Consider the following 25,322-nt stretch of genomic DNA (forward strand, 5'->3'; position numbering starts at 1 on the left):
AGGTACGATTAATTATCCATCGTGTGTTGGCTGGGAAGCGGTGAAAATCAGTTGCAGTTGGGGACAAGACTGTGCGTAGCCATTGGCGTCAAAGCAGGCGGGCCAGTCATTGTCTTCGGCAATCAACCGGCACAGGCTGGTTTCACCGGGTCGATAGCAAAGATGGCTGCACCAGGCACAGATATCATCGTCTGATATTGACCGGGTACCAGAGCAGTGGCTCAAATCATGCGAGTGAAACGGTGTCTGAACGGCATTACCGGGAATTGTCGTCACAGCCAGCCACGCTCAGCAAACGACACCAGCGCCCCCTGCCCCAGCACGATGTGATCTAAAACTTTCACATCAATAAGGTTGAGTGCCGCACGTACTCTGTCAGTCATCTGCCGGTCGTTATTACTGGGTTCGGGGATACCGGAGGGATGGTTGTGTGCGAGTATTACCGCAGCGGTATTGTGGTAAAGCGCGGTTTTAACGATTTCGCGGGGGTAGACGGCGGTTTGGTTAAGGGTACCGAGAGAGGCCGTTTCACAATGGATTAGATGGTGCTGGTTATCCAGATGCATCACCATAAATATTTCTCTTTCTTGCTGCTCCAGCTGTAAACGCAAATACTGTTTCACTTCCGCTGTAGAGGGGAAGACAACTGACTTTCGTTTTAACTGTTTATCCAGCAGCAATAACGCCATCGTGATAATACGCTGTTGCGGGCTTTCATCTTGCATAGCTAATTCCTGTAAAAATAAAACCCCTGTTCGGTGATATAGCGGTTTTATAATTTAAATGGTTAATGTCCTATAACGGCATAAAGGCAGATACCCCTCTACTGGGTATCTGCTTGTGTATTAGATTACATTTATTAACATCAGTGAGATGTATTCTATGGCAAACAATCCGTAAGGAGGGAAACCTTTAGGAAGGGAGGTTTTATGAGGGTAATTAATACGGTAGTATTAATACATCCTGTTGTTTGATTCCCCTGCATAGGGAAATGATATTATCCGTGATAATACACTTCTTATTTAAGGCTATTGGTGCAGGTCAGTTAATAGTGTCATAGAACAAACCCAATTTGGGGTAATAGAAAACATGATCCTTACAGGTAAGCACATTGATATCTACCGTTGCGCCGTCGATCTCACTTTTATACGTGCACATTTTCAAACCAACACCAACAGGACTGTTTTGCTGTTTCACCAGCCGATACAGAATGTAGTCCCCCTCCCGTTTGGCCTGAACAGGCGCTGCCAACAACATCAGGGAGATAACGAGAGTGGAAGAAAGCAACAGCGTCTGTCTTAGGTCCATATTCACTCCCCTTTGGTGATATTATTAGTACCAGAGGTACTCTCCGGCATCGTTGTCTGGCCATAGATGATGGTATGTTTTGCCAGCGCCTCAGGCAGGGCATTGATGCAATACATGACGTAATAGACATTAAATACCAAGGTATAGAATACATTCATTTTTAATTCAAAACGGAATGTCTGTAACGCATAGTGTTGCAATGCTGTCCGAGCTTTGAATGCCCAGATGATATATAAAACAGCCCCTCCCAGCGTCAATAGCCCCGCCATGATGGTCAGCGTTTCTCCGGCGGCGTTATAACCGTATTCGTCAGGACTGCTTAATCCAGGCAAAACCCGCGACAGCCCTATGCATGCGGCTATCCAAATGATGAAACTCGCACTGGAGAAAGTATTCCCGGTTACGCTGAACACGGTGGATTGGTTTTTGTATAACCACAGTAACGGGTAAATCCCGCCCGTAGCCACCGTCAAGAGAGCCAGATGTAATGTGTTAGTCTGAAGCTGTGTTTTTAGCGTGGTCACATCGTGCATGATAAAATCCCTTATTCAATTTTTGATAAAAAGTACACGTCATACCGCATCAGTTCAGTGGGTAGAGGGCGGTGACCTTGCCGTGAGAGGTGAAGATTAACTGCGTTGCACTGAGTGTCGTTTTCAACTTGCGGTCATCACACGTACCGCTGTCGACCGGCAGGTAACTGCGGTCTTGCTTATTCAATAAGTAATACGACCCGGCGGGGCAACTGGTGCCCGCATCTGCACGAACCAACGCATGATGGGGTGTTTCCGCCACGACAGCATCCAGGGATGTGTTCATGTAATACAGGTTGGGTGTCCCCTTGTTTGTCCAGTGCTCGACCTCTGACAGGTTAATTTCAGCAAAGGCTCCCGTGGAAAACGCCCATAACAGGGCGACAATATGTCTTCTTTTCATCGTAATATCCTTTAATGTTGAGCATTGTTCATTTGTTTTTCAGATTAAAAACCAAATTGCGTACAAATTGAAAATGGGGCAGCGCTTTTATAAAGTCCGCCTCTGCTGTTAATGCCGTGATGTATTCCTTTTTAGTAAACCGCCTGGGGGTTAATGTCACATCCGTAATATGGATAAGCAGGAACACCTGAAGCGTGAGATTATGCTCCCCCACCAAATACCAGTAGCCATCGAAATAAACCAATCGGTAAGGCGCAAGATTAAAGTATTCACTTCCCTGCACACTTAATTCAATAAAGACATTATCAATAATGGCCTGGGTTATTCGATAAAATCCCCCGAATAACGCCGGAGGGTTTTTCGGTGGGGCGTGGTAGACCACATAAGGCGACCCCACATTCTTATTAAGCAGGACCGACAATAATTTGCTATCGAGTGCCGGAAAAAATTGGGCCATATGTGTCACTCTGGCAAAGTGAATAATATCGCCGTCAGTTCTGGACCCGACAGGTGATTTGGCGAGCCGATAAATCCCATCGACTTGTTCTAGATCGAGGTATATCAGTCGTTGATTAAAATCACGTCGCAAGGTTCTGGGGGAAACGTTAAATTCACTGGCCAGTGCGTTAATGGATAACCCTTCCCCCATAAATAACCGCCCGATAATCAATGCCAGTCGGACCGCTAACCGGTCATAGTGCATGCTGACTTCAGACATAAGCCTTGTTCCATTGTTATGTCAGACACGATAGATATCGTCCTTACTGGTATAGCGCTTTTTGGCGCATATACGCGATAAACAGACAGGATGGAATGGTAATGCGATACGCAGGCCCGGCCAGGTCAGTGGCCAGCCACAATGAGCTCAGTGCCCACCCCACCGGCCCCGCCAGAACACTGATAGCGCGCGTCAGCAACACATAAGCGCCAAACTGCAATCCGCGCCCCAGTAATGCTTTTGCTACCGTGCTCACCACGACGACCGCCAGGCGATAAGCGGCAAAACCCGATGCCCGTATCGCTATCTGAATGGCCATCAGGATCAACTCTGGGGTGGGGTTCGTCAGTTCAATTTCCATGCCACTGGCGAATTCGTTCAATTCGTCAGGCGACATTTCGGACAAACTTGTCTCCAACACCTTCAATAGCATGTTGAGTTCAATATTCTCCGTACTGGTTTTCTTGCTGTAATTCACCTTCATTTTGTCACAGGCATCACACAACAGTTCACGGTACGTCACCCCTTTTCCCCCGCGCAGTACGCTGGCAAAACTGTTGGCACCAAAAGTCTGTACTTCTGCGGCAATGGCCTGCCAATACTGCTGGTGATCGGGATGATGACTCTTGTACTCATCGGTGCCGGTCAGTGTCTCTGACCAGCGCAGTGAGCCGTCTTTCGGATCGTGAGTGAGTAATGACACCAGGAATTCCAGGTCATCGTTGTCGCATTGCCCAAGGAAGCATAAATCAGGGTCAGGGCGGTAAGTTGCCATCGCTACCGTTCTCCAGAATGAAACGTGTGGTTAATCCGTTGATTACTTTACACGCCCCCCTGGACAGGGTATGACCACAGGATGAACTATTTTTCAGAGTAGAGAAAGACCGGCCAACCCGCACAAAATCAGCGTTATGCCGATAAAAATACTTTTTGCAACAGGCGAAACGTGGCTATTGGACATGACCTGTCCAGACGGCCGCACCGGCACTGACTGTTATCGGGACAAAGCAGTGTCACTGATGCCGGGGCTGAGCATGGGCCAGCATCTGCTCCGCCATGACCCACAGGGCGCGATTGAGTTTAATATCACCCTCAATTCCCTTGACCGCACGGGTATGGGCCCGTTTGCCGTTGACCGAGATCCCCGTCAGTCCGCCTTTCAGCATGTTTTCTTGCACGCGCTGATAGGTCGTCCAGAGATCGTCTTTTTTATCTTCCCACCGCCGCGGCGTCAGGATCTGCGCTTCGGTCACCGGATGGTGTTCTTCACCATAACGGTAGTTCAACGCCGCATGGGCAAAGGCCCGACGGGCTGGCGCGGACAAGCTAATATCCTGCATCAACTCACGCTGCTCTTCCACCCGATCAAAGATACTCAACACTTCATAAGCCCCTTCAATCACCTGCCCAACCACATCTCCTTTATGCGGTACACGCACTTCGCCAAAAGAGTCACCACACACCATGCCATTGGCGCAAACGAAGCGGAACATGCCCGGAATCATCTGATAGCTGCTGGAACCATCATGACTGTTCAGCAGGATGATTTCAGGGACTTCTTTCCCCTGAATCTGGCCCTCCCGCCGCAAACGCAGCATATGTTTGGTATGTTCCCGCTTGCCCAGGTCACGGACCCGTGTCTGGCAGGCGAAGAACGGTTGAAAGCCTTCTTTAGCTAAACTGCCTAACAGGCTGATAGTAGGAATATAGGTATAACGGTCACTGCGGGATTCATGCTTCTCTTCAGAAAATACACTGGGGACATAGTGTGCCAGCTCATCATGGGTTAATGGGCGGTCGCGGCGAACAGAATTTATTCGCCCAAAGCGGGAGGCCAGACGTGTCATAAGAGTTCCTTGAATTAAAGAGGAGAGATTCAGGCTCGATAAGCCCAATACAATCAAAGGGAAAATGAGAGATAAGGCTCAGTCGGAAATGAAAATCGTCCGGGCAAGCTGGCCTACGGTCCATGTCGACAGGTAGTCAAAACCGCCACTGAAGACGCCACCAATAAGGGGAATAAAGCGTGTTACTCCTCCGGTACATTGTGTTGTTAGCCGGGTCACTAATTCGGTGGTCACTTGCTGTTGAAGATGACGAGCGGTACTGTCAGAAAGTGCACTAATCACCCGCCGTGTACAAAGTTCTTTGAGAATATCTTTGGCAATATTACCGCCCAGACAGAGATAAATCAGGTTTCGGGTTGTGGGATCATTAACGGAATGACCACCAATAATCGCCACTGCCGCAATCATTCTGAATTGAAGAAAAAGAATGCTGGAGATATTAAGGGGAATAGACACCGGCAATGTCACCGCGCCCCCCAGCCCGGTAATAAAACCACTGGTTGCCGCTTTGGTTGATTCCCAGAGAATTAAGTTGGAGGCAGAGGTCACTTTGTCAGGAAAGTGTTGTAAGTAAATATCGGCAAGTTGTTGTGCGGAGTCCAGCCCTGTACCGCCATTAACCGCGTGTTGGTACAGTAAATCGAGCCAGGTGTAAAAAGAACTAAACGGAACGTCATCATCCATATATCACCTTTGAAACGAATGAAAAGCCACGATGAAATACCATGGCCAGGTTCGATTCAGTGATATAGGTGTGTAATTTTTTTATTTCAGTTGAGATAACCCATAACTACGTATGATTTTTGGTTTTGATTTTTTGCTGCTTACAAACACAGGAAATCTATCGGATGGAATAAGGTTTAATGCATAGTGCTCACGGGAAACAATATCAAGATATTGATGGAATTTTTTAATGTCGTTAGGAGTGCTAGCAAATTTATAGTAACTATGCATATTTGACATTACAGAGTAATTATAATCACAATAAAATCCATCAAAAGAGTCAGTCCTATTTCCTGACAGACTCCTGGATTGTATTGTTTTCACTTTTCCGTGATAAACCTCTGAATTTCCAAAATCAGAACCAATTGAAAAATAGATTACCTCCCCTCTATAGAGTGAGCACTTTAACCAAAGATTGATAATATCGCAAGGAAGTTTCGCATTAAATCCTCGCTTCATATAAAAATTGACATGTAAATATGGCATCCCATTTGGCATCCGCATCCATGTCCAAAAATAGCCACATATCTTATCGTGTATAACTCTGTGCCGTGAAAGATTAAGGAAGCGCTTAAAGTAGTCACCAAGTATTAATGCATTTCTAATAATATCACTCAGAGTTACGTTCGCAGGAGAAAACATATTATTATTTTTGAGAGAAAATGAAAATCTCTGTGTTGTAATGTTTTCGTACTTTGCTTTAAAGTTTAAAAAATGCACTGACAAGGCTTTATAAAAATTCTCTTTTTGTTCAAGAAGAGGCCATATTAAATCTCTCAACCGAGTCAGCTCATTTAAATAGTTAACATATATTCCCTCGGGATTAATTTTTAAAAGCTCTTTAAAGTCCGGCTCAACCTTTGATAAAACATCATAAAAACCAGATATTTTATTGTAATTATAGATATTATACTTTGACTTTAATTTAAAAAAGTCATTAATTATTTCATTGAAATCTATTAATTCAGAGGTCTTAGCTATATTTGGAATGATAAATTTAAAATCATTTTTATATAATTTTTCTTTCATTTTGATGTACAAGTTAAGGATTTGATGTAGTACATGTTAGCCATCATTCTTGCTACGTCAAGGACGTGTGTCGGGAAATCGTACTAATTAGGTATCAGGAGTCACATATTGAAGAAATGGTTAAGTGAATATCCCTATAAACAAAGTTTCTTGGTGTATTTAAACCCGATAGGATAACCGTAGGATACTTGATACATCGGACACTCCTAACTCATTACTAAACACTGCATCATGACTTTCATTATAACCAGCCCTTGTATCTATCTGTTATCGAGTACGGCTATTTCTTCGCTTATACAAACAAAGTGATAGCTTATGTAATTTTTTACCCAGGTCTTCTATGAGATGAACCCCAGCAAACACGATTAACAGCCAATGACAGTACTCACTGTACTTTTTAATGTCTTCGGTTGAATATACCGCCTCTTGCGTCGCATAAATAGAACCCGAACGATACGCGATGGATGAACGCATTCTCCCCCTACTTGTATCAAAGATTCTTTATCCTACAGTAAGCGCAATACGCATTCGGTCCCAAGCCCCTTTATTGGCGTTGTACTTAAGTATAGCGCCCTAATGCAATAACATTCATTTTACTGTCAGAAAAACACTAACTTACCATAAGGGTAAATACATTAACTAATCGTTATTTGACGCTGTCATTCTATTATCTTCTACTGAAGTTTTAATCCAAGCAGGCTAAATAAAATAATTAATTTAGGAGTTTATATTATTGAGTGGTAATTAAGTAATAGGTAGTGGCATTAAGCATAGCCATAGTGTTAAGTATGCTGACAAGCAATGCCACTAACCGTAGCAATGATAACATTAGGTAATGGATAATAATATTAATCCTAGTGATAAGAAACATTAGGCAATAGCAACAAACACATTAGATTTTAGACGTAGGCAGGTTATTTATTATAGCACCCCATATAACAGATAACCCCAGTGATGCTCTTAGTCATAGACAATACTCAGTAAAGCATTGTGGTGAGTCTGGTTAATATCCATCAATGACTAAATGGCAAATATTCAGGCTTTATTCTCGATAAAGCCATTCAATAGATTTTGTAGGGAACCTAATGATGGACATGGACTATGAACAATACTTATCATTGTCAACAAGTGCTTATAATGATGACGAGGAAACACTCTCCCTTTCTTACGATTATAATTACCTCAACGACATGATGAAATGGGTCAATACAGTCACTCAGATAGCACAATCTACTCAAACTGAATTCAGCATGACGCACTGTAGACTTAAGGGATATACCTCACTCAATACCACCACAATAGGGAAAAAGACACTTGAAATAATTACACGTCTGCCCAATATTGCATCTACACAACGAACGCTCCACCCAACGCTGGTATTGTTCTGTCAGTTAACTGAGCACTATTCATTACGGTCATGGGTTGCTCGTATGGCCAATATTGAAATGCAGGTGCAACGCCTTAATCAGTTCCTGGCTCATTTCAGGGCAGCAACCTCTGGCGCAAAGCATAAATTGGCACTGCGCTATTTCCAGCGGGCGGCAATAAAGAATCAACGAAGTGCATTTAGCTACATTGATAATCTGTTTGACCGATACGCAAAATTACTGGTGGTGCGTGTTGATTTATCTTATCAACGCGCTGCGAATAAACAAATAACCGCCACACTGGCCAGGCAGCATCGTGAACGCCTGTTCCGAAATATGAAATCCAATCGACTCTTTGAACACGTAGTGGGCTATATCTGGAAGTTGGAGTTTGGTGAATACAAGGGCTTTCATTACCACATGATTTTCTTTTTTGATGGCGCTAAGGTGCGCGAGGATGTGACCCTGGCCAGGTTGATAGGTGAGTACTGGCGGGACAGTATCACCGAAGGCACAGGACTTTATTTCAACTGCAATGCCCGGAAAGCAAACTACAGAATCAATGGCATTGGGTTGGTAAGCCATGCCGATAACCCCATGAGGGAGGGCTTACGAAGAGCAGTGACCTATCTGACCAAAGTCGATACGTTTGCCCGACTGACATTACCCGACAAAGGACGGACTTTTGGGAAAGGAGAGCGCACGGAATTACCGGATAAAAAGCGTGGCAGGCCCAGAGTGTTGTCACTGCCTGCGTTTAGCCTGATGTAACCACCGGTACACAGGGGGCTCTGTAATTTTTTATCTCTTTGACGAATGAAATGAGAAGCAGCATGTGGTGACAGTCAGATACCCACATTGAGTATTGATAACATCACACAACGCTCTCGCTCATTTCACTTAACGAGAGAGAATTCGAATGTCTACATTACTTGATGACCAAATGGTCACGATGGCTTTCATTAAAAAATTCACGGGATTATCGGATAAATGGTTTTACAAGCTTATCAGTGAGGGGCTATTCCCCAGGCCCATCAAGCTGGGGAGAAGCTCTCGCTGGCTGAAAAGCGAACTGGAAGCCTGGTTAAATGAACGCATCGCCCAGTCCCGCCCTGAGTCCCTTGATTAGTCATTAACCAACACCCCACTTTCCCCACGATTTACGCCACCCGAGATTTCGCACCTGTACTTGCATCGATATCTGCCCTCAAGGGACGGATAAGCCATGCCTGCAGCCCGGCGAAAAGGAGTCATACCGTGTACGCAAAATCATTCATCGCCATCAGCACCACCGGACGATTAACATCAGCACGTATAGCGTTGTCAGCATTCAATCATCAATACGTATGCCATCTGTGTGGCTGCCCGGTGGTGCTCCACGATGCAGGAACAGGCAGAGCTCCCTGGTTTGAGCATATCGAGGAGCCTATATCAACGCGCGGTCGTAATGACTGCCCTTACCTCAATCCGGAACAGGAAGAAATCGACAGGGTCAGAGCATTACGCAGGTTAGTCCCTGAGGCTAACCCGTTGGTTCAGAAAGCAGATTGGCACTGTATGAAATGCACGGCTAACTACCATGGGGAGAAATATTGTAAACCCTGCCAGACCGGTATTCACAGCATCAAAACATCCCAACACGGCTTCTAAGCCCCGAGCTTCCCACCTTATCAGCTTTTCTCTCTCATAACCCCAAGCCAATGACATAAGCCACCGTACTGACCGGAGGTTGCTTTAGCCATGCATAAAACTTGGGGTACTTAAGGATATCATCATGTATCAACACATCAGAACGGCCCTGACGGCACAGGGCCATCATGTTAATAGCACACACCTATTTCCTGATTCCATAACGGAGCACTATTACTGCCCCTCTTGTCATAATCCGCTGCAATTGCGGCATTCTCATTTTGCAGGACGTCTATTCATTCATGACCAGGAACATCCGGATTTCCAACCGGAGAGGGACTGCCAATACCGATACCCGATAAGAGCCGCATCAATATCGTCACAAGCAACCCACACCTTAAATACCCAGCGGAACACCATCATGACGCCACCACTACCAAGGACTACTCTGCCACACAGGACTTACTTCTGTGTGCTCTGCCAATATGAATACTGTGGGCCAAAGACGTGCCCTCAATGCCAACAGCACCTGTACACGACGGAAGCCAGTTGAGTAATGACCATTGAGTAAGCTACGTTTCGTAGCATTTACTTGCATAGGGATACCTCCGGCACTTGAACAACACCTAGAAAAAATACGTCAAATCAAACATGCTATGATGCAAGAACTATTAATCGGCAAGACCCGTTTACTGTAAGGACATCACTTGAAAATTGAAGCCGATGTAAAAAGTATCACAAAATTAAATGATTATTACTTTCTGGTACCGGACTATCAGCGCGAGTATGTCTGGAAGGTTGACGATCAGGTTGAGCAGTTTCTCATCGATCTGGATAACGAATACCTGCCGGATCAGAAAGATCAAAGTGGTTATTTCCTCGGCTCAATTATCATCGTTAAAAATGGTGAAAAATATGATGTTATTGATGGACAGCAACGTCTGACCACCATTGTCATCACCATGTGTGCTCTACGCAATTTACTCAAAGAACGCAAAGATACCTTGGATAAAAAAGGTCAGGAGTACCTGAAAACTATTGATGAATGGCTCTCCAGTTACGATATCAATAGTGATGAAGTCCAAATACGCCTCGACCTCCAGTATGATGAGAGTCAAGGATTTATGACTCAACTTATCAAGGGAGAAATCGACGGTCTTGCGGAAACCGCCTCAGTCAAGAAAATGGCTGGTGCTTATCACCATATTCACGCATATCTTTCTGGCCAGTTAGGAGAAGGAGAAGGAATAGATAACCTAATTTCTTTCTCTCGTTTTTTTCTGACAAAAGTTGAACTGGTTGTGATTGAATCTGAGAATCTCAGTAGTGCACTAAAAATATTTGAAACTATCAACCAGCGTGGAGCTAGTCTCAACGCGATGGATTTGGTTAAAAATCTGCTTTTCAGACAGGCAAAAGAGACTCAATTCGTACAAATCAAGACCATCTGGAAGTCAATAACCAACAACCTTGAGGCCTGTGGCGAGAGTGATAACCCACTTCGTTTTTTGCGTTACTTTTTAATGTCACGTTATCATCATGGCATTTTGCGGGAAGATGATATTTATAAGTGGATTATTTCAACCGAAGGTGAAAGCCAACTTAAATATGAATCGCAGCCTTTAGTTCTGGTTAAAGAGTTGGAGAAACTCTCAGAACGCTACGCCAGCCTGGTAAATGCAACAAATGAAGCCGCTAATTGGCGCGAGGATACCCGTTTTCCTCACGTTAGTAACATCGGTTACATTAATAAATACCGCTCACGCCAGCATCTGGTATTGCTAATGGCACTGGACGTAAATTGCCCTGATGACGTTATAGATTATCTAGGAGCACAACTCGAAAGCTTTTTATTCTTTGCCAACACCATGGGGATTCAGACTAAAACCTATGAGCAGCGTTTTACCCAGTGGGCAGCAAAACTGCGAAAAATGAATACCAAAGAAGATATCGCTAAGGTTGTCTCGACCACTTTGGTGCCTTTCATTAGTGAACGTTTGGCCGATTTTAAGCAGCAATTTTCACTTATTGCGCATTATCATTTTACGCCACAATATCGTGAACGTTTCATCCTCGGTAAATTAGAAAACCATATTCGCCAGCTTTGCTGTTTCCCGCAGAAAAATCAGATGGCTATTCAGCAATTGCAGATCGAGCATATTCTCCCCCAGACGGTCAAAAATTCACCTACTGAAAGTGATTTTTCTGACGATAAGCATTCAACTTTTGTATATAAACTGGGGAATGTTACCTTGCTTGAAGGAACAATAAATCAGGCCGTAAATAACTTTAACGATTTAAGTACTGAATGGTTTTCTCGAAAACAACAGCAGTATACCAGTTCTGAAATACTCATGACGCGCCTGCTTAACGATACATATTCCATTGGAATCGACACGGCATTAAATCGTTTTAAAGAACATTATAACTATAAATATCATCAATGGTCGGCTGAAAATATAGTGGCAAGGCAATATTTAATGATGGAACTTGCTATCGATTGTTGGCGATTTAACGATCAGAGAATCGATACATATTCAGCAGTCACCTCAACATCAGCCGTAGGATAATAGATGTCAAATGGACCGAGTGATGAACAATGTAGGCCAAATCGAGACATTTGACCCTACCCCAAAATCCTGCTCCATTAACGCCAGAGGATAAATCGCTAGACGTACCGGTCGCTCAGTACCGGCACACTCGGTTTCAGTAATATTGAGAATAAAGCCAATTTCAAAGCTCAACATCAGGACGGTAGCCTGAGCACTGGAGGTAGGGAACGCTCTGACCTGTTGAGCAATCTGAGCTGTGCGCTGTCGACGAACGTGCCGAAGACATCACGCATACGGAGCCTCCGATAGCACTATTACTGTACGTGACACAGATAAACAGCAGCAAAATGTCGATGGCTTGAGTCGCGACATCAAGCACTCCCCCCTTTCACCTATCGTTGATAAAGATAAAGAGCAAAACCGCCTGCGGGAAGCACAGCTTATTGACGAGGTTGGCGGGCAGGTGTTTGATATTATTAGCACGTATGGGCAAATACAGGCCGCTACTGCAGCGAAAGATGCACGGGCAAAAAGCGATACTCTCACCCCGGCACTAAAGAGATAAAAGCGTTGCAAGTCTACAAAGATGTCATGAAGAATTATGGTATTGGTGAGACATACTAGAAAATTGTGCAAGCAGCCACTGGAGCCCTGCAAGAATTGACTGGTAATGATTGACCAAAGTGTGGGCGGAGGTATAAACCCCATGTCTGACACATATGATTAAAGATGTTGCTGGTGAAGATAATAAAGCTGCGTGCATTAACTCACATAAGGTGTTAAGAGCGATGCTCTCTCATCTGCAGGGAAACTGCGCCACGCGGTGCTGATGTTAAGTGGCGAATTAACCAGCATCTATATCAAAAATAGCCTATAGAGTGTCAGCGAGAAAATTGAATATTCTTGTTAGAAACAATAATATCAGTAAATTAGATGCCTATAGCATCGCAAACGATTAAATCGTTTGGATCTCATGAGACTGGTCCGTTAGGTAATTCTAGCGATTCGCGAGCTGCAGCAGAAACTTTTAGAAGTGGTACATATGCAAAAAAGTGGCTGAACAAGACCTTTATTTTATATTGATGATTGACAGGTTCAAAAAATAGTTCCATCACAAAAATCCAGTAATAGCCTACTCTGCTTCAGCATCTTTTAAACTATACTGTTTTTCAGTAAAGTTTTTATATTCAGCCTGAACTTTTTCATACACCAATTTTCACACCCGAATACAATATCAAAGCAATGTTTTTAACTGTTTCTGAATATCTTTATATGGAATTTGTTGTGTACAAACACCAAAGGAAACTCGAATAGCTCCATCTATCCGCTCAGCGTCCATACCCATAGCGACTAACACATGAGATGGAATATAGCTAGTGGAAGTACAAGCCGAGCCATTTGAAACGGCAATAACTCCTTTAAGCTTAACCATCGCCGCCTCTGAATTAATTCCCGGGATAGAAAAATTCAAAACATAGGGTGAAGTATTTTTCCCGTTAATTACTGCGCCAATTTCAGTAACAATGGAAATAAATTCGTTTTTTAGCACAGAAACATGTTTAAACCATTTATCTACATTTTTAGTTGCCACTTCACAAGCTAAACCCAAACCGGCTATTAATGGAGTAGCCAATGTGCCCGGTCGTAATCCTTTTTCTTGACCACCACCGAAATATATTGGTTTTAAAGGCGATTTAAGATAACCACGACGTCGTATGATAAGAGCACCGACACCTTTTGGCGCATATAGCTTATGTCCACTCACACTAATGAAATCAATACGCGTATTTTCAAGATTGAACGAATACTTACCAAAGCTTTGTGCCGCATCAACATGCAAATACGCATTATGCTCACTCAATAATTGGCACACTTCATCTATGGGCTGAATAACTCCAGTCTCGTTGTTAATGTGCATAATCGATACGAGTACCGTATCTTCTCGCAATGATCTTTTTAATTGCGCAGTATCAATCACCCCATCTGAAGTGACATCCAGATAAGTCACATTAAAACCTTGATCTTCTAAGTGTGCAATAGGTTCCAATACAGCTTTATGTTCTATCTTGCTGGTGATGATGTGTTTTTTCCCGGTCAATTCAGCAAATTCGCGTAGACCTAAAATGGCTATATTATTGCTTTCTGTTGCACCGCTAGTGAAAATAACTTCGGTTTTATCTGCCTTTACCACTGCTGCAACTTGGGCGCGAGCAAGTTCTACTACCCTTTTTGCATTAACCCCATACTCGTGAGTACGACTGCCAGCATTCCCATACTCTTCAATCATAATTTTATTAACAATATCAGCCACTTCTGGAAGCACAGGAGTAGTAGCATTGTAATCAAGATAGACTGTCATTTGCTTGATCCTAAAAATCTAAAGACATCATTCAACGATTTTGTTAGGATGCCATGTCATGTACGTACGAACAAGTTGATTTTTTCGTTCGAACAAAATGCGAGCTGTCAGCATAGAGGAAGGTCTGTAGTGAACCACATCGTATCTGGAATCAGTTTCCCCGCGATCCGAGGGATTCAAGCTGGGCACGAATACTATATTGTGATGTGCCCACTAAAAAGACTCAAAAAGATTTTCACTCTAGATGAATCTATGCTTGCAGAAAGTGACAAAGCTCAGCGGGTATTAAATCATAGTCGTATCCCACAAATTGCTCGCTATATCCATAGCAATCGGGATGATTACACATTTTCAGCTATCACCGCATGCATTGAGGGACAGACTTATTTTGAACCAATAGCAACAGAAGGCCATGGCAATAAAATTGGCAATCTTGTCGTAGATGAAGACGCCGAGTTTTACCTCACTGATGGCCAGCACCGCAGTGCGGCCATTCAACAAGCGTTAGAGGAAGACCCCGCGCTTGGTGATGAAACGATATCAGTCGTTTTCTTCGTTGATAAAAATCTCAAGCAACGCCAAAAAATCTTCCGTGACTTGAATCTATACCCTATCCCTGCCAATAGATCCATCGCTGTCTTATACGGCTCCACACCTGAAGAAAATTTGACTAATCATGTCGTACAAGGTAGCGAGTTTTTTAATGGCGTAGTTGAATTTTCCAGCCGTATTAGCAAGCGATCAGCTAAATTTTTTATGCATAGTTCAGTGCATGCTGCCTGTATGGAGCTTTGCTCTGATATCACTGAAAAAAACTGGCAACAACAAGCAGAAAAAGCTGTGGAATATTGGGACGAACTAGCAAACAATTTACCACTCTGGCAACAAGCAAAAAATCATCAGATAAAACCGGCAGACAGGGCGAATTATGTATTATTCAGCGCAATTCTGCTGAAAAGCTTTGCTATGTTCGGCAATGAACTGCTTGCTGAACACACAAATTGGAAACCATGGCTAAAAAAATTCCAGGGTTTAAATTGGGCTCGCACCAACAAGTTATGGGTAGAGCGCTGCTTTAACAAAGGCCGTATGGATCATAGTGTAAATTCTGCTTTACTGACATTAAACGCCTTAAAACAACATTTACAGCTTCCGCTAAGCGCTGAGCAACAAAAAGTCGAAGATAAATTTTTAGGAACAAAAAAATGAGTTTGTCAGTAACCAGACCTTACTCTGCATTCAACGAACAAGGTCTCAAAGCGACTGTTGCAGCAACTATTTCCCATATCAAGAAATTATACTCATCAGATCAAATTCCATGGGTCATTGGATACAGTGGAGGTAAAGACTCAACAGCTGTTCTGCAACTCGTATGGTACGCCCTACAAGAACTAAAAAGAGAGGGTAAGTGCCATAAAGATGTTCATGTCATCAGTACCGATACGCTGGTAGAAAATCCTATCGTCTCAATGTGGGTAGAAAAGTCATTAGAACGAATGCTTGAAGCAAAAATACAACAGGACATTCCTATTCAACCACATCGCCTGACACCAGATGTCAAAGATCGGTTTTGGGTTAATCTCATTGGCAAAGGCTACCCTGCTCCACGCTATAAATTCCGCTGGTGTACCGATCGGCTTAAAATTGCCCCCTCCAATACTTTTATCAATAACCTAGTTGATAAACGAGGTGAGGCTATTTTAGTCTTAGGAACCCGAAAAGCTGAAAGTACAGCCCGCGCGGCAACAATGGAACACTATGAAAATATTGAAACCAACACCCGCCGAGCTGATGGTCTAACGGCAAATGGTACCCTGGATAGGGTTTGGGTTTATCCTCCTATTGCCGACTGGACTAATGATGATGTTTGGGTATACCTGAACTCGGTACCTAACCCTTGGAATTTCCCCAATCAGGATTTAATGGGTATGTACCAAGGAGCAACGGAAGGTGGCGAGTGCCCACTCGTAGTCGATAAAAGTACCCAAAGCTGTGGTGATAGTCGATTTGGCTGTTATGTTTGCACTATGGTGTCTGAAGATAAATCAATGTCAGCGATGATTGCTAATGACGAAGAAAAAGAATGGATGTATCCATTATTAGCACTACGCAATGAAATTGATGTTAACGACGTCGATCATGATAAGAAACTAAACAAACTCCGTCGTGATAAATCTCGTCGTGATTTTCGCCGTATGAATGGTTCGTTGACTGTTCACATAACAAAAAATGGGGCTGATATTGTTCCAGGCCCATATATACAGAGTTTTCGTGAAGAACTACTTGAGAAAGTATTACTAGCGCAGGTAGCAGTGCAGGAAATGGGACCTGTAGAGGTAAAATGTCTTGAACTGTTACCTTTAGAAGAACTGGAAGAAATACGTCGTATCTGGCTGGAAGAAAAACTGGAAGTAGAAGATAACCTTCCCACAATTTACCAAAAAATAATGGGGAAACCTTACCCCGGTTCACGCCGTGCTCATCATCCTATTCTGAACAAAATAGTGTTGGATAAACTCAAAACCTTCTGCACTGAAAATAACGATGATGATGGTCTAATGTACCAACAAATACGTGCTGCTATGGCTATTGCCAATAGACATAAAAGCCAATTACGACGAGCTAACTTAGCTGCAGAGTTAACAGACAGCTTAGAAAAAGGAGCATTTTCCTCTTTGGATGAGGCAAAAATATTTGCCCTTGAACGTAAAAGGCTCGAGCTACAAATTCAACATGACAATTCACCAAATTTGTCGGACAAAGAAAAAGAATCTATTAATGAGCAGATTGCTATCATTACCCGCTCAGTCAAAGAACGGGGATATAGCTCATTGCTGATTGAAACCGAGGTTGTCAGCGATGATCTTTAACAAGTTACAAATTATAAATTTCGGTATTTATCAAGGTGAGCACTCGATTAATCTCGAAGTGGAACGCGGTAAGCCAGTAATCTTACTAGGCGCATTAAATGGTGGAGGTAAAACAACCTTTCTTGATGCCATACAGTTAGTGTTGTACGGCAAACATGCGAGATGTTCTAACCGAGCAGGCACAGTTTATGGTGCATTTTTAGCCAGTTGTAAAAATCGTTTTGCACCTCCTGAAGCCGAAGTTAAAATAAATTTAACCTTTACACATCAAACAGAAAATCGAATTAATCGCTACGATATTGAACGTAGCTGGTATGTGAAGGGGTTAGAGACTAAAGATAAAATTAAAGTGTATGTAGACCTTCAACTAAATGAGCATTTGAGCCAACACTGGGATGAGTTTGTTAACGAATTTATCCCACTTAGCCTATCAGATTTATTCTTCTTTGATGGCGAGAAAATTGAAAACTTGGCACACCCCCAACGCTCATCAGAACTAGTCAGAACTGGTATTGAGAGCCTGTTAGGGTTGGATTTGCTTTCGCAATTGCAAATTGACCTTTCTCAAGTCGATAAAAAACGTCGTGTATCCAACGTTGACCAAAGCATCATTGCGAAAGTGGAGGCCTGTGAAAATGAGATGGGTCAGTACAATGTTGCAGTTTCAGATTTGAAAAAAGAACTGGTTGAAATAGAGCATGATATCAGTAGCACAAATATTGCTGTCAACAAAGCTCGTCAAGCTGTACGTAATGCTGGTGCCCACCTGATAGAAAAACGTGACGAACTCAAGTTTGAGCTAGGCACTATTGAAACTAAATTAAGTCTAAATAAAGCAGAACAAATTAAACTGGCTGCAGGTGTCAGTCCGCTAGGATTGGTAAGAGATCTGATTGAACAGACTAAAGCACAAATCTGTCTCGAAACTGAGGCAACACAGGCCAAAGTACTGGACGAAGCAATTAGTACTTATAACGAAAAAATTCTCAATGTACTAAAAACTACTGCTGCATCTGAGCAGACCATTTTTCACGTTAATAAAATTATAGCCGCACAAGCACAGGTACAACAGACTCTGGCTAATATCGAATGCTTTCTGAAAACGGACATGAGTATTTTTAATGGCTTAGAAGAACGGATTACGCAGGAAGAGAAACAACGGCTGCATTTGCAAAAAGAAGAAGTACAATTGCTTGAGCAACAAGCCTTGCTGCAAAAACAGCTGGATACAGTGCCTGATTATGAATCAGTCCAGCATTTAATTAGTGAACTAGCTGGATGTGAAGCAATTCTTAAAAGCCTCATAGTACAGCACAAACGTAAACAACAATTGCTTGAACAGACAACTGCAAAAAGTAATATTTTATTACAGCGCTACACCAATTTGTTGGCACAGCAAAACAAAGATACTTTCGAACAAAAACGTACAATCCAAGTAAGTAGCCATATTAAAAAGTTAAAAACAACTTTGCAAAGCTTTGCTGAATTGTTAATAAGTGAAAATATTGATCGGCTGCAGACATTAATAAAGCAGAAATTTGATGCTTTAGGTCGTAAATCACAGCTTATCAGTGAGTTAAAAATTTGCCCTGAGAGCTTCGCTATCACACTATATGATGCAGCAGATAATATACTTGAGACGGCTAAACTCTCAGCAGGTGAGCGACAGCTACTAGCAATCGCCATATTGTGGGGTCTAGCTGAAGCATCAGGTAAAGAATTACCAACAGTTATTGATACCCCTCTTAGTAGATTAGACGGTAAACACCGTAGTAACTTGGTAAATAACTACTTCCCCAAAGCAGGTCCGCAAGTAATCTTGCTATCCACTGACGAGGAGATTATTAATGAATATCATCAAGAACTTAAGCCGTATGTAAGTCGCGAGTTTTATATTAGTTATAATGAAGAAAGCAAAACGTCCAGCTTTAAAGATGGGTATTTTTAATTATGCAACATATTGATACTATTCGTTTATCTGAGAAACAGAAGCAGCAGCTTATAACTCTTAAACGCAAAACAGGTATAGAAAATTGGAATGTACTATGCCGCTGGGCACTTTGTAAATCATTAGCAGATCCAACAGTACCACCGAAGGAAGATATTCCTTCGGATAGTAATGTTGAAATGACTTGGAGAACATTTGCTGGTAGCGAGCATAAGGTTTATGAATCAATCGTATTGCTCAGAAGCAAACAAGATATGGTAGATCAGAATATCCATGACTTTATCAAAATTCACATATCACGAGGCTTAAATACCCTCTTAAAGGTCCCCACACTCTAGCATTGATTTCCATTTTTTGTATTTTTCAACAGCCATTTGTAGTATGGCTTGCGAAAATGATTCGGGATCAAAACCAAAGCTATGTCTTACCGGATTGGTAGAGGCCGTTGATACGACACGAAGTTCTTCACCAAAAACATATGAATTTAAAATAAAATGTCTTTGAACTTCGTACTCAACAGCCTTTCTAGCTATCTTTCTATTTAAATCATCTTCATAGTCAATGATATTAGTTGCAATGCTCGCGAAAAAAATTTCTTTATATTCATTAATATCATCCTCCTCAAATCTCCTCAAATTTTCCCTCAGGGTTCCCCCCTTGCTCAGATGACCTCCCCATCTAATTGAAGGGTGCCCTCCGGTTTCACCAATGTATAAATAACCATTGTGAATAATAAAATATATGTTAGAACAATACCTTGCTCCAACTAAGATACCATTACTTTTAATCATTATTCAGCCAAGTTAATATTTTCACCAGACCATTCGGCCAACCAATTGTTTACATTATTGTGGAATTTTTTAAAAATCTTATTAAATATCTCTACATCAACCTCTACAAAATTGTCACGTGTATTTCTTTCAGCAAGTCCAACTGAAAATATCAAAGCTTCTGAGACAATTCGTTCAGTGCTATTCTCTGGGTATCTAGATAGAAACTCTTTATAAAAAGGGTGATTTTTATTAATACCTACAAAAACGCCTTCTGTCGCATCATAAAACGCTTTCCAAACCATTCCATAGTCAACTTTTTCTGAATATATAATTTTTCTGAAGCTATGATGAGCTTTATCATCTATTTTTATATCTAGCTCTTGCTTAGCATTTTCTCCATCTATAGCACTGTCATTTCTTCTCTTAATAATTTCAGAATTCAGCTGGCCTGTAATTAAATCAGGATCATCCTCCGAAACATTTTCTATAGTTGCAGTAAATCCCAATCCTTCTTCATTTTTTGTCGATTTTAATTTATCCTGACAATCAACTCGAATGTTTTTTGCTGTAACCAGAGCCTTATCAACTATTGCTTTTAATTTATTTCTAGTTTCATCATCAATTTCTAATCTCTGTTTTGTAATATCAACATGCAGAACATCATCATGAGCAGTTTCTAAATCCATTCTTATTCGTACATTAAAATCGTCCTTTGTTATTATTCCATCTAAATCATCTCCCCAGCGTATTAACCTGCCATTTCTATATATAAAAAAACCACTATTTTCTTTGGATATCTCATATGCCGATATCTTATCCTTTAAATTTTGAGGAAGTGGAGATTTAGACTCAGACATACTAGCTTGTGGAAAAACCACAGCTTTTATCTCTATAACAGGAAGATCGTTTCCTTTTACATCTTGCAGAATCCACTCATCCTTCATAGCAAGAATTGGGCTATAATAATCATATTCATCTGGAATGTACCGCTCCTTAAAATCAGGACTATCCATGAATAACATATCCCTTGGCTGAATAGATATTATATTACCAACCTGACCATATGGTTTTATATCTAATATTATTCTTAAAGGATCATCTTTCTTTAAAAAAGAAAAATAAGTCACCCCAAGACGCTTCTTCAACTTCTCTGTCGTTAACTTGGGCGATGCTTGGTTAATACTTTCACATCCTTGAATCAATACAACTGTTCCTGATCGGCTTTCAGAAAAAAAACTTGGTATTAGCCCCAAAAAACCATCAAGTTCCCTTTTATTTATAAAGAGCTTATTTTGTTCCTTAATAGCGTCACTATCAAATGTAAAAGGACCATATATACAGTTATCAACCTTACTTATGATAGTAATTGATGTACCTAATGAAAGCCCTGCTGATTTCAAACCCAATCCATATTTTGACAAACTATTTTGCGCATAATTACTATTATTAGAGCCAAGTGAAAAGGCGTTCTTTATACCATCTGCATCCATGCCATTCCCATTGTCAGTAATTACATAAGTAGACACTGCATTTCTTGATTTTAGGTTTTTACCTTCAGAAAGAATTAAATTAACGCTGATATCTTTTGCACTAGCTGTTACTGAGTTATCAATTATATCCATAATTGCAGTATGTGGTTCATAGCCAATTTTGGCAATAGCTTCACATATTCTACCCGCATTAAAATCGATTGCTATTTCATTTATCATATATTCTCCAAACATGACTAATATCACATTTCCCATCTGAGTAGCCAAATCGCGGTATTTTTTACAACATGGTCATATGCCGCAGATCCAAGCCAATACTATTTTATACCGTAAGCCTTCGGCAGATACAAAAAATAAGGCATGAAATTCTGCATGCCTTATAAAGATGTTAGTTACTGATCAGCATAGTTTTCCCAAAATCAAACGGACTAACCCCCTTTTCCCGATTCGCATCCAGATAATCCGCCCACCACTGAATCATCAGTCTACGTTCATCTAAGTGCTCGGCTTTATGAATATAAGCTGCCCGCACTGAGTTGCGCTCCTGATGGCTCATCTGCCGTTCTACTGCATCCCTCGACCACAATCCCGACTCTATCAATGAACTACAGGCCATAGTTCTAAAACCGTGGCCGCAAACCTCAACCTTCGTGTCATACCCCATAACACGCAGGGCTTTGTTTACCGTGTTTTCACTCATTGGTTTACGTGGGTCATGATCACCGATAAAGATCAGCTCACGATTTCCACTCATGCTTTTGATCTTTTCCAGAATGGCGAGAGCCTGGCGGGATAAGGGAACAAGATGGGGAGTGCGCATTTTTGAACCTCGATGCGAATGCTTAACACCTTCCAGTGGTTCACGTTCTCCAGGAATGGTCCACATGGCGGTTTCAAAATCCACTTCTGACCAACGGGCAAAGCGTAATTCACTGGAACGGATAAAAACCAATAAAGTCAATTCTACCGCTAGCCGAGTGAGTGGCCTGCCACTGTAGTAGTCGATGCGATGAAGCAACTCTGAAACACGGTTTAACTCGAGTGCAGCACGGTGCTTTCTTTTACCGGTAGCAACAGCGCCAGCCATCTCCTGCGCAGGGTTGTAATCAATTAAACCGCTTTGTACTGCATAGCGCATTATCGCTGTGGTACGTTGTTGCAGGCGGGAAGCCACCTCAAGACGTCCAGACATCTCCACGGCTTTAATGGGAGGTAAAAGATCACGAGTTCCGAGGTCTGCAATATTCCGTTTGCCAATGGCTTGAAAGAGATTGTCCTCTAAGCTTTTGAGCACTCGAGCACTGTGAGCTTCTGACCATTGGCGATTACTGGCATGCCACTCTCTGGCTACCACTTCAAAAGTTATCGCTTCTTGCTCCTGCTCTACCTTAACGGCTTTCTTGCTCTCACTTGGGTCCACACCGTTAGCTAACAGCTTACGAGCTTCGTCACGCCGTGCCCTGGCATCAGCCAACGATATTTCAGGGTACTTCCCCAGCGCCAGCATCTTCTCTTTACCGCCAAAGCGATAACGTAGCCGCCAGTATTTCGAGCCATTAGGGTGAACCAGTAACACCATACCGTCACCATCTGTAAGCTTATAGGCTTTTACTTCTGGCTTGGCCGTACGAACCTTCACATCACTCAGAGCCATGTTGAGTATCCTTTCAAGGGTTCTGCGTGGGTACAAACATTATCGAACCGGGATATACCCGCAATTGTACCCACATCAGTAAGTTGATGTAGATTGAATCAGGTTGACTTATGTTGAGTGAAAAAGCGAGAAGAGCCTTGCGGGGACTGGATTTTAGACATAAAAAAAGACCTCAGTTGAGGTCTCTTTACATACTAATGGTGCCGAAGGCCGGAATCGAACCGGCATGCCTCGCGGCGGTTGATTTTGAATCAACTGCGTCTACCGATTTCGCCACTTCGGCACTGAAGTAGTATGCGGAGAACGAGGTGAATTATACCTACCCGAACTCCGCATGCAACTGTTATCCCACCAAGTTTAGTCTAAGTGTTGAAAAAAACGCCATCAACGCCGTTTTAGCAGCAAATAAACACTGATTAGGAGGAAAAGTATACTCGGTAACAGCGCGCCGATGATCGGAGGGATGTTGTAAACCAAACTAAGCGGGCCAAAAATCTGATCCAGTACGTAGAAAACAAAACCAAAGAAGATACCGGTGACCACCCGAACCCCCATTGCTACACTGCGTAATGGGCCAAAAATGAATGACAACGCCATCAACATCATTACGGCAACGGAGAATGGTGCAAAAATCTTGCCCCACATATTGAGTTCATACCGACTCGACTCCTGCCCACTTTGCCGCAGGTATTTGCTGTAATCATGCAATCCACTAATAGAAAGGGAATCTGGGTTCATGGCCACCACACCCAACTTCTCTGGTGTCAGGTTTGTTTTCCATTCACCGGTTAGTGTTTGCGAGCCAGTCACCTTAATGGGATTCCTTAAATCAGACTCATCAACCTGCGATAAACGCCACAGATTGTCTTCAAAAGTTGCCGTAGCGGCATAGCGAACCGAGAGTAAGCGATCCTGTTTATCGAAATGATAAATATTCACCCCAGTCAGTTCTTTATCACCCGATACACGCTGGATATAAATAAAGTCAGAACCGTCTTTTGCCCATAAGCCAGATTGCGTCGATAACAATGAACCACCGTACATTTGCTGCGCACGGAAGTTACGCGCCATCTGCTCGCCTTGCGGCGCAACCCACTCACCGATGGCCATGGTCAGCAATACAAGTGGAATAGCTGTTTTCATCACCGAGGCGGCAATTTGCATGCGGGTAAAGCCCGAAGCCTGCATTACCACCAGTTCACTGCGCGTAGCCAATGTACCCAGCCCCAGCAATGCACCCAGCAGCGCTGCCATCGGGAAGAAGATCTCGATATCTTTAGGAATGCTGAGCAAGGTGTACATGCCAGCAGATGCTGCTGAGTAATCGCCCTGCCCGACTTTACGTAACTGATCGACAAACTTGATAATGCCGGACAGCGATACCAGCATGAATAGCGTCATCAGGATGGTATTGAGGATAGTCCGTCCGATATAACGGTCTAATACACCAAACATCAGGCAGCACCTCTCAATCGAGCACGTAACTTACGAGCCGGCAGGCCATCCCACAGGTTCAATATCACCGCAAGAGCCAGATAAGCCCCATTTACAGCCCACATCCAGACTGAGGGGTCCAGCTTGCCACTGCTTGCATTAGAGCGCAGGGAGCTTTGTAACAGGAAGAAGATTAAATACAGTAACATAGCGGGCAACATACTCAGTACACGGCCCTGGCGCGGGTTGACCACACTGAGGGGCACCACCAGCAGCGCCATGACGATAACCGACACAATCAGCGTTAGGCGCCAATGGAACTCGGCGCGGGCATCGGGCTGATGCGAGCGCCACAGCTGTTTCATGGTCATTTGGTCAGCCGTATTATTATTTTGTTGGACTTCCTGGTGACCAATAATGGCCTGGTAATCAACAAAATCAGTAATACGGAAATCACGCAATAATGCGGTGCCTTCATAGCGGGTACCTTTATTTAAGATAACCACTTGTGAACCATCAGGCCGTTCGGTCATGTGGCCGCTATCAGCAACCACCACAGAGGGGCGCTGATTACCGTTTGGCCGCAATTGTGCCAGAAATACACGGTTAAACTCTTTGCCCGTCACATTACCGATAAATAAGGCTGAATTGCCATCAGTTGAGGATTTAAACTGCCCACCAGCCA

General features: G+C 42.8%; 26 protein-coding genes, 1 tRNA gene and 1 pseudogene. 10 read left to right on the forward strand and 18 right to left on the reverse strand.

Annotation, left to right across the window (positions count from 1 at the left end; all coding sequences use genetic code 11):
- Positions 1–12: 12 nt before the first annotated feature.
- The 10 genes from ACNSO8_RS25025 to ACNSO8_RS25070 all read right to left on the reverse strand — a co-directional run bounded on the left by ACNSO8_RS25025 (position 13) and on the right by ACNSO8_RS25070 (position 6,561).
- Positions 13–276 carry a hypothetical protein gene (locus ACNSO8_RS25025; RefSeq protein WP_418396254.1) on the reverse strand — a complete coding sequence of 88 codons (264 nt, stop codon included), beginning with the start codon at positions 274–276 and terminating at the stop codon, positions 13–15.
- Positions 273–725, reverse strand: coding sequence for a RadC family protein (gene radC, locus ACNSO8_RS25030; protein ID WP_050877766.1), 453 nt, complete (start codon positions 723–725; stop codon positions 273–275). Before radC ends, ACNSO8_RS25025 begins: the two co-directional genes overlap by 4 nt.
- Positions 726–1,041: 316 nt before the next feature.
- Positions 1,042–1,308, reverse strand: coding sequence for a hypothetical protein (locus ACNSO8_RS25035; RefSeq protein ID WP_418396255.1), 267 nt, complete (start codon positions 1,306–1,308; stop codon positions 1,042–1,044).
- 2 nt (positions 1,309–1,310) lie between these two features.
- Positions 1,311–1,841 carry a hypothetical protein gene (locus ACNSO8_RS25040; protein WP_418396256.1) on the reverse strand — a complete coding sequence of 177 codons (531 nt, stop codon included), beginning with the start codon at positions 1,839–1,841 and terminating at the stop codon, positions 1,311–1,313.
- Between the two features lie 49 nt (positions 1,842–1,890).
- The gene (locus ACNSO8_RS25045; RefSeq protein WP_418396257.1) at positions 1,891–2,244 is read right to left on the reverse strand and encodes a hypothetical protein; all 354 of its coding nucleotides are present in this window, start codon (positions 2,242–2,244) and stop codon (positions 1,891–1,893) included.
- 28 nt (positions 2,245–2,272) lie between these two features.
- Positions 2,273–2,962, reverse strand: a complete 690-nt coding sequence (locus ACNSO8_RS25050; RefSeq protein WP_418396258.1) for a helix-turn-helix transcriptional regulator — start codon at positions 2,960–2,962, stop codon at positions 2,273–2,275.
- A gap of 43 nt (positions 2,963–3,005) precedes the next feature.
- On the reverse strand, positions 3,006–3,737 hold the full coding sequence (locus ACNSO8_RS25055) for a DUF3944 domain-containing protein (protein ID WP_049603967.1): 732 nt from the start codon (positions 3,735–3,737) through the stop codon (positions 3,006–3,008).
- A 238-nt stretch (positions 3,738–3,975) separates the two neighbouring features.
- Positions 3,976–4,809 carry a DUF932 domain-containing protein gene (locus ACNSO8_RS25060; protein WP_418396259.1) on the reverse strand — a complete coding sequence of 278 codons (834 nt, stop codon included), beginning with the start codon at positions 4,807–4,809 and terminating at the stop codon, positions 3,976–3,978.
- A gap of 78 nt (positions 4,810–4,887) precedes the next feature.
- The gene (locus ACNSO8_RS25065) at positions 4,888–5,493 is read right to left on the reverse strand and encodes an EcsC family protein (protein WP_418396260.1); all 606 of its coding nucleotides are present in this window, start codon (positions 5,491–5,493) and stop codon (positions 4,888–4,890) included.
- An 81-nt stretch (positions 5,494–5,574) separates the two neighbouring features.
- Complete coding sequence (locus tag ACNSO8_RS25070) at positions 5,575–6,561, reverse strand: hypothetical protein (RefSeq protein WP_418396261.1); 987 nt, start codon at positions 6,559–6,561, stop codon at positions 5,575–5,577.
- Between the two features lie 1,088 nt (positions 6,562–7,649).
- On the opposite strand from ACNSO8_RS25070, the gene ACNSO8_RS25075 reads away from it, so the two are divergent.
- The 3 genes from ACNSO8_RS25075 (at position 7,650) to ACNSO8_RS25085 (ending at position 9,578) form a co-directional block, all read left to right on the forward strand.
- A complete protein-coding gene (locus ACNSO8_RS25075; protein ID WP_418396262.1) occupies positions 7,650–8,699 on the forward strand; it encodes a YagK/YfjJ domain-containing protein in 1,050 nt (349 codons plus the stop codon).
- Between the two features lie 148 nt (positions 8,700–8,847).
- Complete coding sequence (locus ACNSO8_RS25080; RefSeq protein WP_418396263.1) at positions 8,848–9,057, forward strand: helix-turn-helix transcriptional regulator; 210 nt, start codon at positions 8,848–8,850, stop codon at positions 9,055–9,057.
- A 128-nt stretch (positions 9,058–9,185) separates the two neighbouring features.
- Positions 9,186–9,578, forward strand: coding sequence for a putative zinc ribbon protein (locus ACNSO8_RS25085; RefSeq protein ID WP_418396264.1), 393 nt, complete (start codon positions 9,186–9,188; stop codon positions 9,576–9,578).
- A gap of 34 nt (positions 9,579–9,612) precedes the next feature.
- Here the strand turns inward: ACNSO8_RS25085 and ACNSO8_RS25090 are convergent, their stop codons facing one another.
- Complete coding sequence (locus ACNSO8_RS25090) at positions 9,613–9,762, reverse strand: hypothetical protein (RefSeq protein WP_418396278.1); 150 nt, start codon at positions 9,760–9,762, stop codon at positions 9,613–9,615.
- Between ACNSO8_RS25090 and ACNSO8_RS25095 the strand changes: the two genes are divergently transcribed.
- The 3 genes and pseudogenes from ACNSO8_RS25095 to ACNSO8_RS25105 all read left to right on the forward strand — a co-directional run.
- Positions 9,703–10,110: a putative zinc ribbon protein gene (locus ACNSO8_RS25095; protein WP_145600059.1), complete on the forward strand. Its 408-nt coding sequence runs from the start codon at positions 9,703–9,705 to the stop codon at positions 10,108–10,110. The two genes, ACNSO8_RS25090 and ACNSO8_RS25095, sit on opposite strands and share 60 nt — an antisense overlap.
- Positions 10,111–10,264: 154 nt before the next feature.
- A complete protein-coding gene (locus tag ACNSO8_RS25100) occupies positions 10,265–12,127 on the forward strand; it encodes a DUF262 domain-containing protein (RefSeq protein WP_418396265.1) in 1,863 nt (620 codons plus the stop codon).
- A 283-nt stretch (positions 12,128–12,410) separates the two neighbouring features.
- Positions 12,411–12,629, forward strand: a pseudogene (locus ACNSO8_RS25105) (hypothetical protein); the annotation flags it as partial.
- Positions 12,630–13,343: 714 nt separating this feature from the next.
- Here the strand turns inward: ACNSO8_RS25105 and dndA are convergent.
- Complete coding sequence (gene dndA / locus ACNSO8_RS25110) at positions 13,344–14,468, reverse strand: cysteine desulfurase DndA (protein ID WP_418396266.1); 1,125 nt, start codon at positions 14,466–14,468, stop codon at positions 13,344–13,346.
- 129 nt (positions 14,469–14,597) lie between these two features.
- On the opposite strand from dndA, the gene dndB reads away from it, so the two are divergent.
- From dndB to dndE, 4 genes are read left to right on the forward strand one after another with little or no spacing between them, the layout of a single operon-like run.
- Positions 14,598–15,677, forward strand: a complete 1,080-nt coding sequence (gene dndB, locus ACNSO8_RS25115; RefSeq protein WP_418396267.1) for a DNA sulfur modification protein DndB — start codon at positions 14,598–14,600, stop codon at positions 15,675–15,677.
- Entirely contained in the window at positions 15,674–17,338 is a 1,665-nt protein-coding gene (gene dndC / locus ACNSO8_RS25120; RefSeq protein ID WP_418396268.1) for a DNA phosphorothioation system sulfurtransferase DndC, read from the forward strand. The genes dndB and dndC overlap by 4 nt, the downstream gene beginning before the upstream one ends.
- The gene (dndD, locus tag ACNSO8_RS25125; protein ID WP_418396269.1) at positions 17,328–19,286 is read left to right on the forward strand and encodes a DNA sulfur modification protein DndD; all 1,959 of its coding nucleotides are present in this window, start codon (positions 17,328–17,330) and stop codon (positions 19,284–19,286) included. The genes dndC and dndD overlap by 11 nt, the downstream gene beginning before the upstream one ends.
- A gap of 2 nt (positions 19,287–19,288) precedes the next feature.
- The gene (gene dndE / locus ACNSO8_RS25130; protein ID WP_418396270.1) at positions 19,289–19,624 is read left to right on the forward strand and encodes a DNA sulfur modification protein DndE; all 336 of its coding nucleotides are present in this window, start codon (positions 19,289–19,291) and stop codon (positions 19,622–19,624) included.
- Here dndE and ACNSO8_RS25135 read toward each other — a convergent pair.
- From ACNSO8_RS25135 to ACNSO8_RS25160, 6 genes are all read right to left on the reverse strand, one after another.
- Positions 19,604–20,077 carry a hypothetical protein gene (locus tag ACNSO8_RS25135; protein WP_418396271.1) on the reverse strand — a complete coding sequence of 158 codons (474 nt, stop codon included), beginning with the start codon at positions 20,075–20,077 and terminating at the stop codon, positions 19,604–19,606. The two genes, dndE and ACNSO8_RS25135, sit on opposite strands and share 21 nt — an antisense overlap.
- Positions 20,077–21,768 (reverse strand): ATP-binding protein, encoded by a 1,692-nt coding sequence (locus tag ACNSO8_RS25140; protein ID WP_418396272.1) that lies wholly within the window; start codon positions 21,766–21,768, stop codon positions 20,077–20,079. Before ACNSO8_RS25140 ends, ACNSO8_RS25135 begins: the two co-directional genes overlap by 1 nt.
- A gap of 169 nt (positions 21,769–21,937) precedes the next feature.
- Complete coding sequence (locus tag ACNSO8_RS25145) at positions 21,938–23,203, reverse strand: tyrosine-type recombinase/integrase (protein WP_418396273.1); 1,266 nt, start codon at positions 23,201–23,203, stop codon at positions 21,938–21,940.
- 198 nt (positions 23,204–23,401) lie between these two features.
- Positions 23,402–23,486: transfer RNA gene (locus ACNSO8_RS25150), tRNA-Leu, on the reverse strand.
- Positions 23,487–23,587: 101 nt separating this feature from the next.
- Positions 23,588–24,658, reverse strand: a complete 1,071-nt coding sequence (lptG, locus tag ACNSO8_RS25155; protein ID WP_418396274.1) for an LPS export ABC transporter permease LptG — start codon at positions 24,656–24,658, stop codon at positions 23,588–23,590.
- A partial coding sequence (locus ACNSO8_RS25160) for an LptF/LptG family permease (RefSeq protein WP_418396275.1) occupies positions 24,658–25,322 on the reverse strand: 665 nt, incomplete at its 5' end. The genes lptG and ACNSO8_RS25160, both read right to left, overlap by 1 nt.

It is taken from the genome of Yersinia sp. LJYL362, from assembly GCF_048323875.1.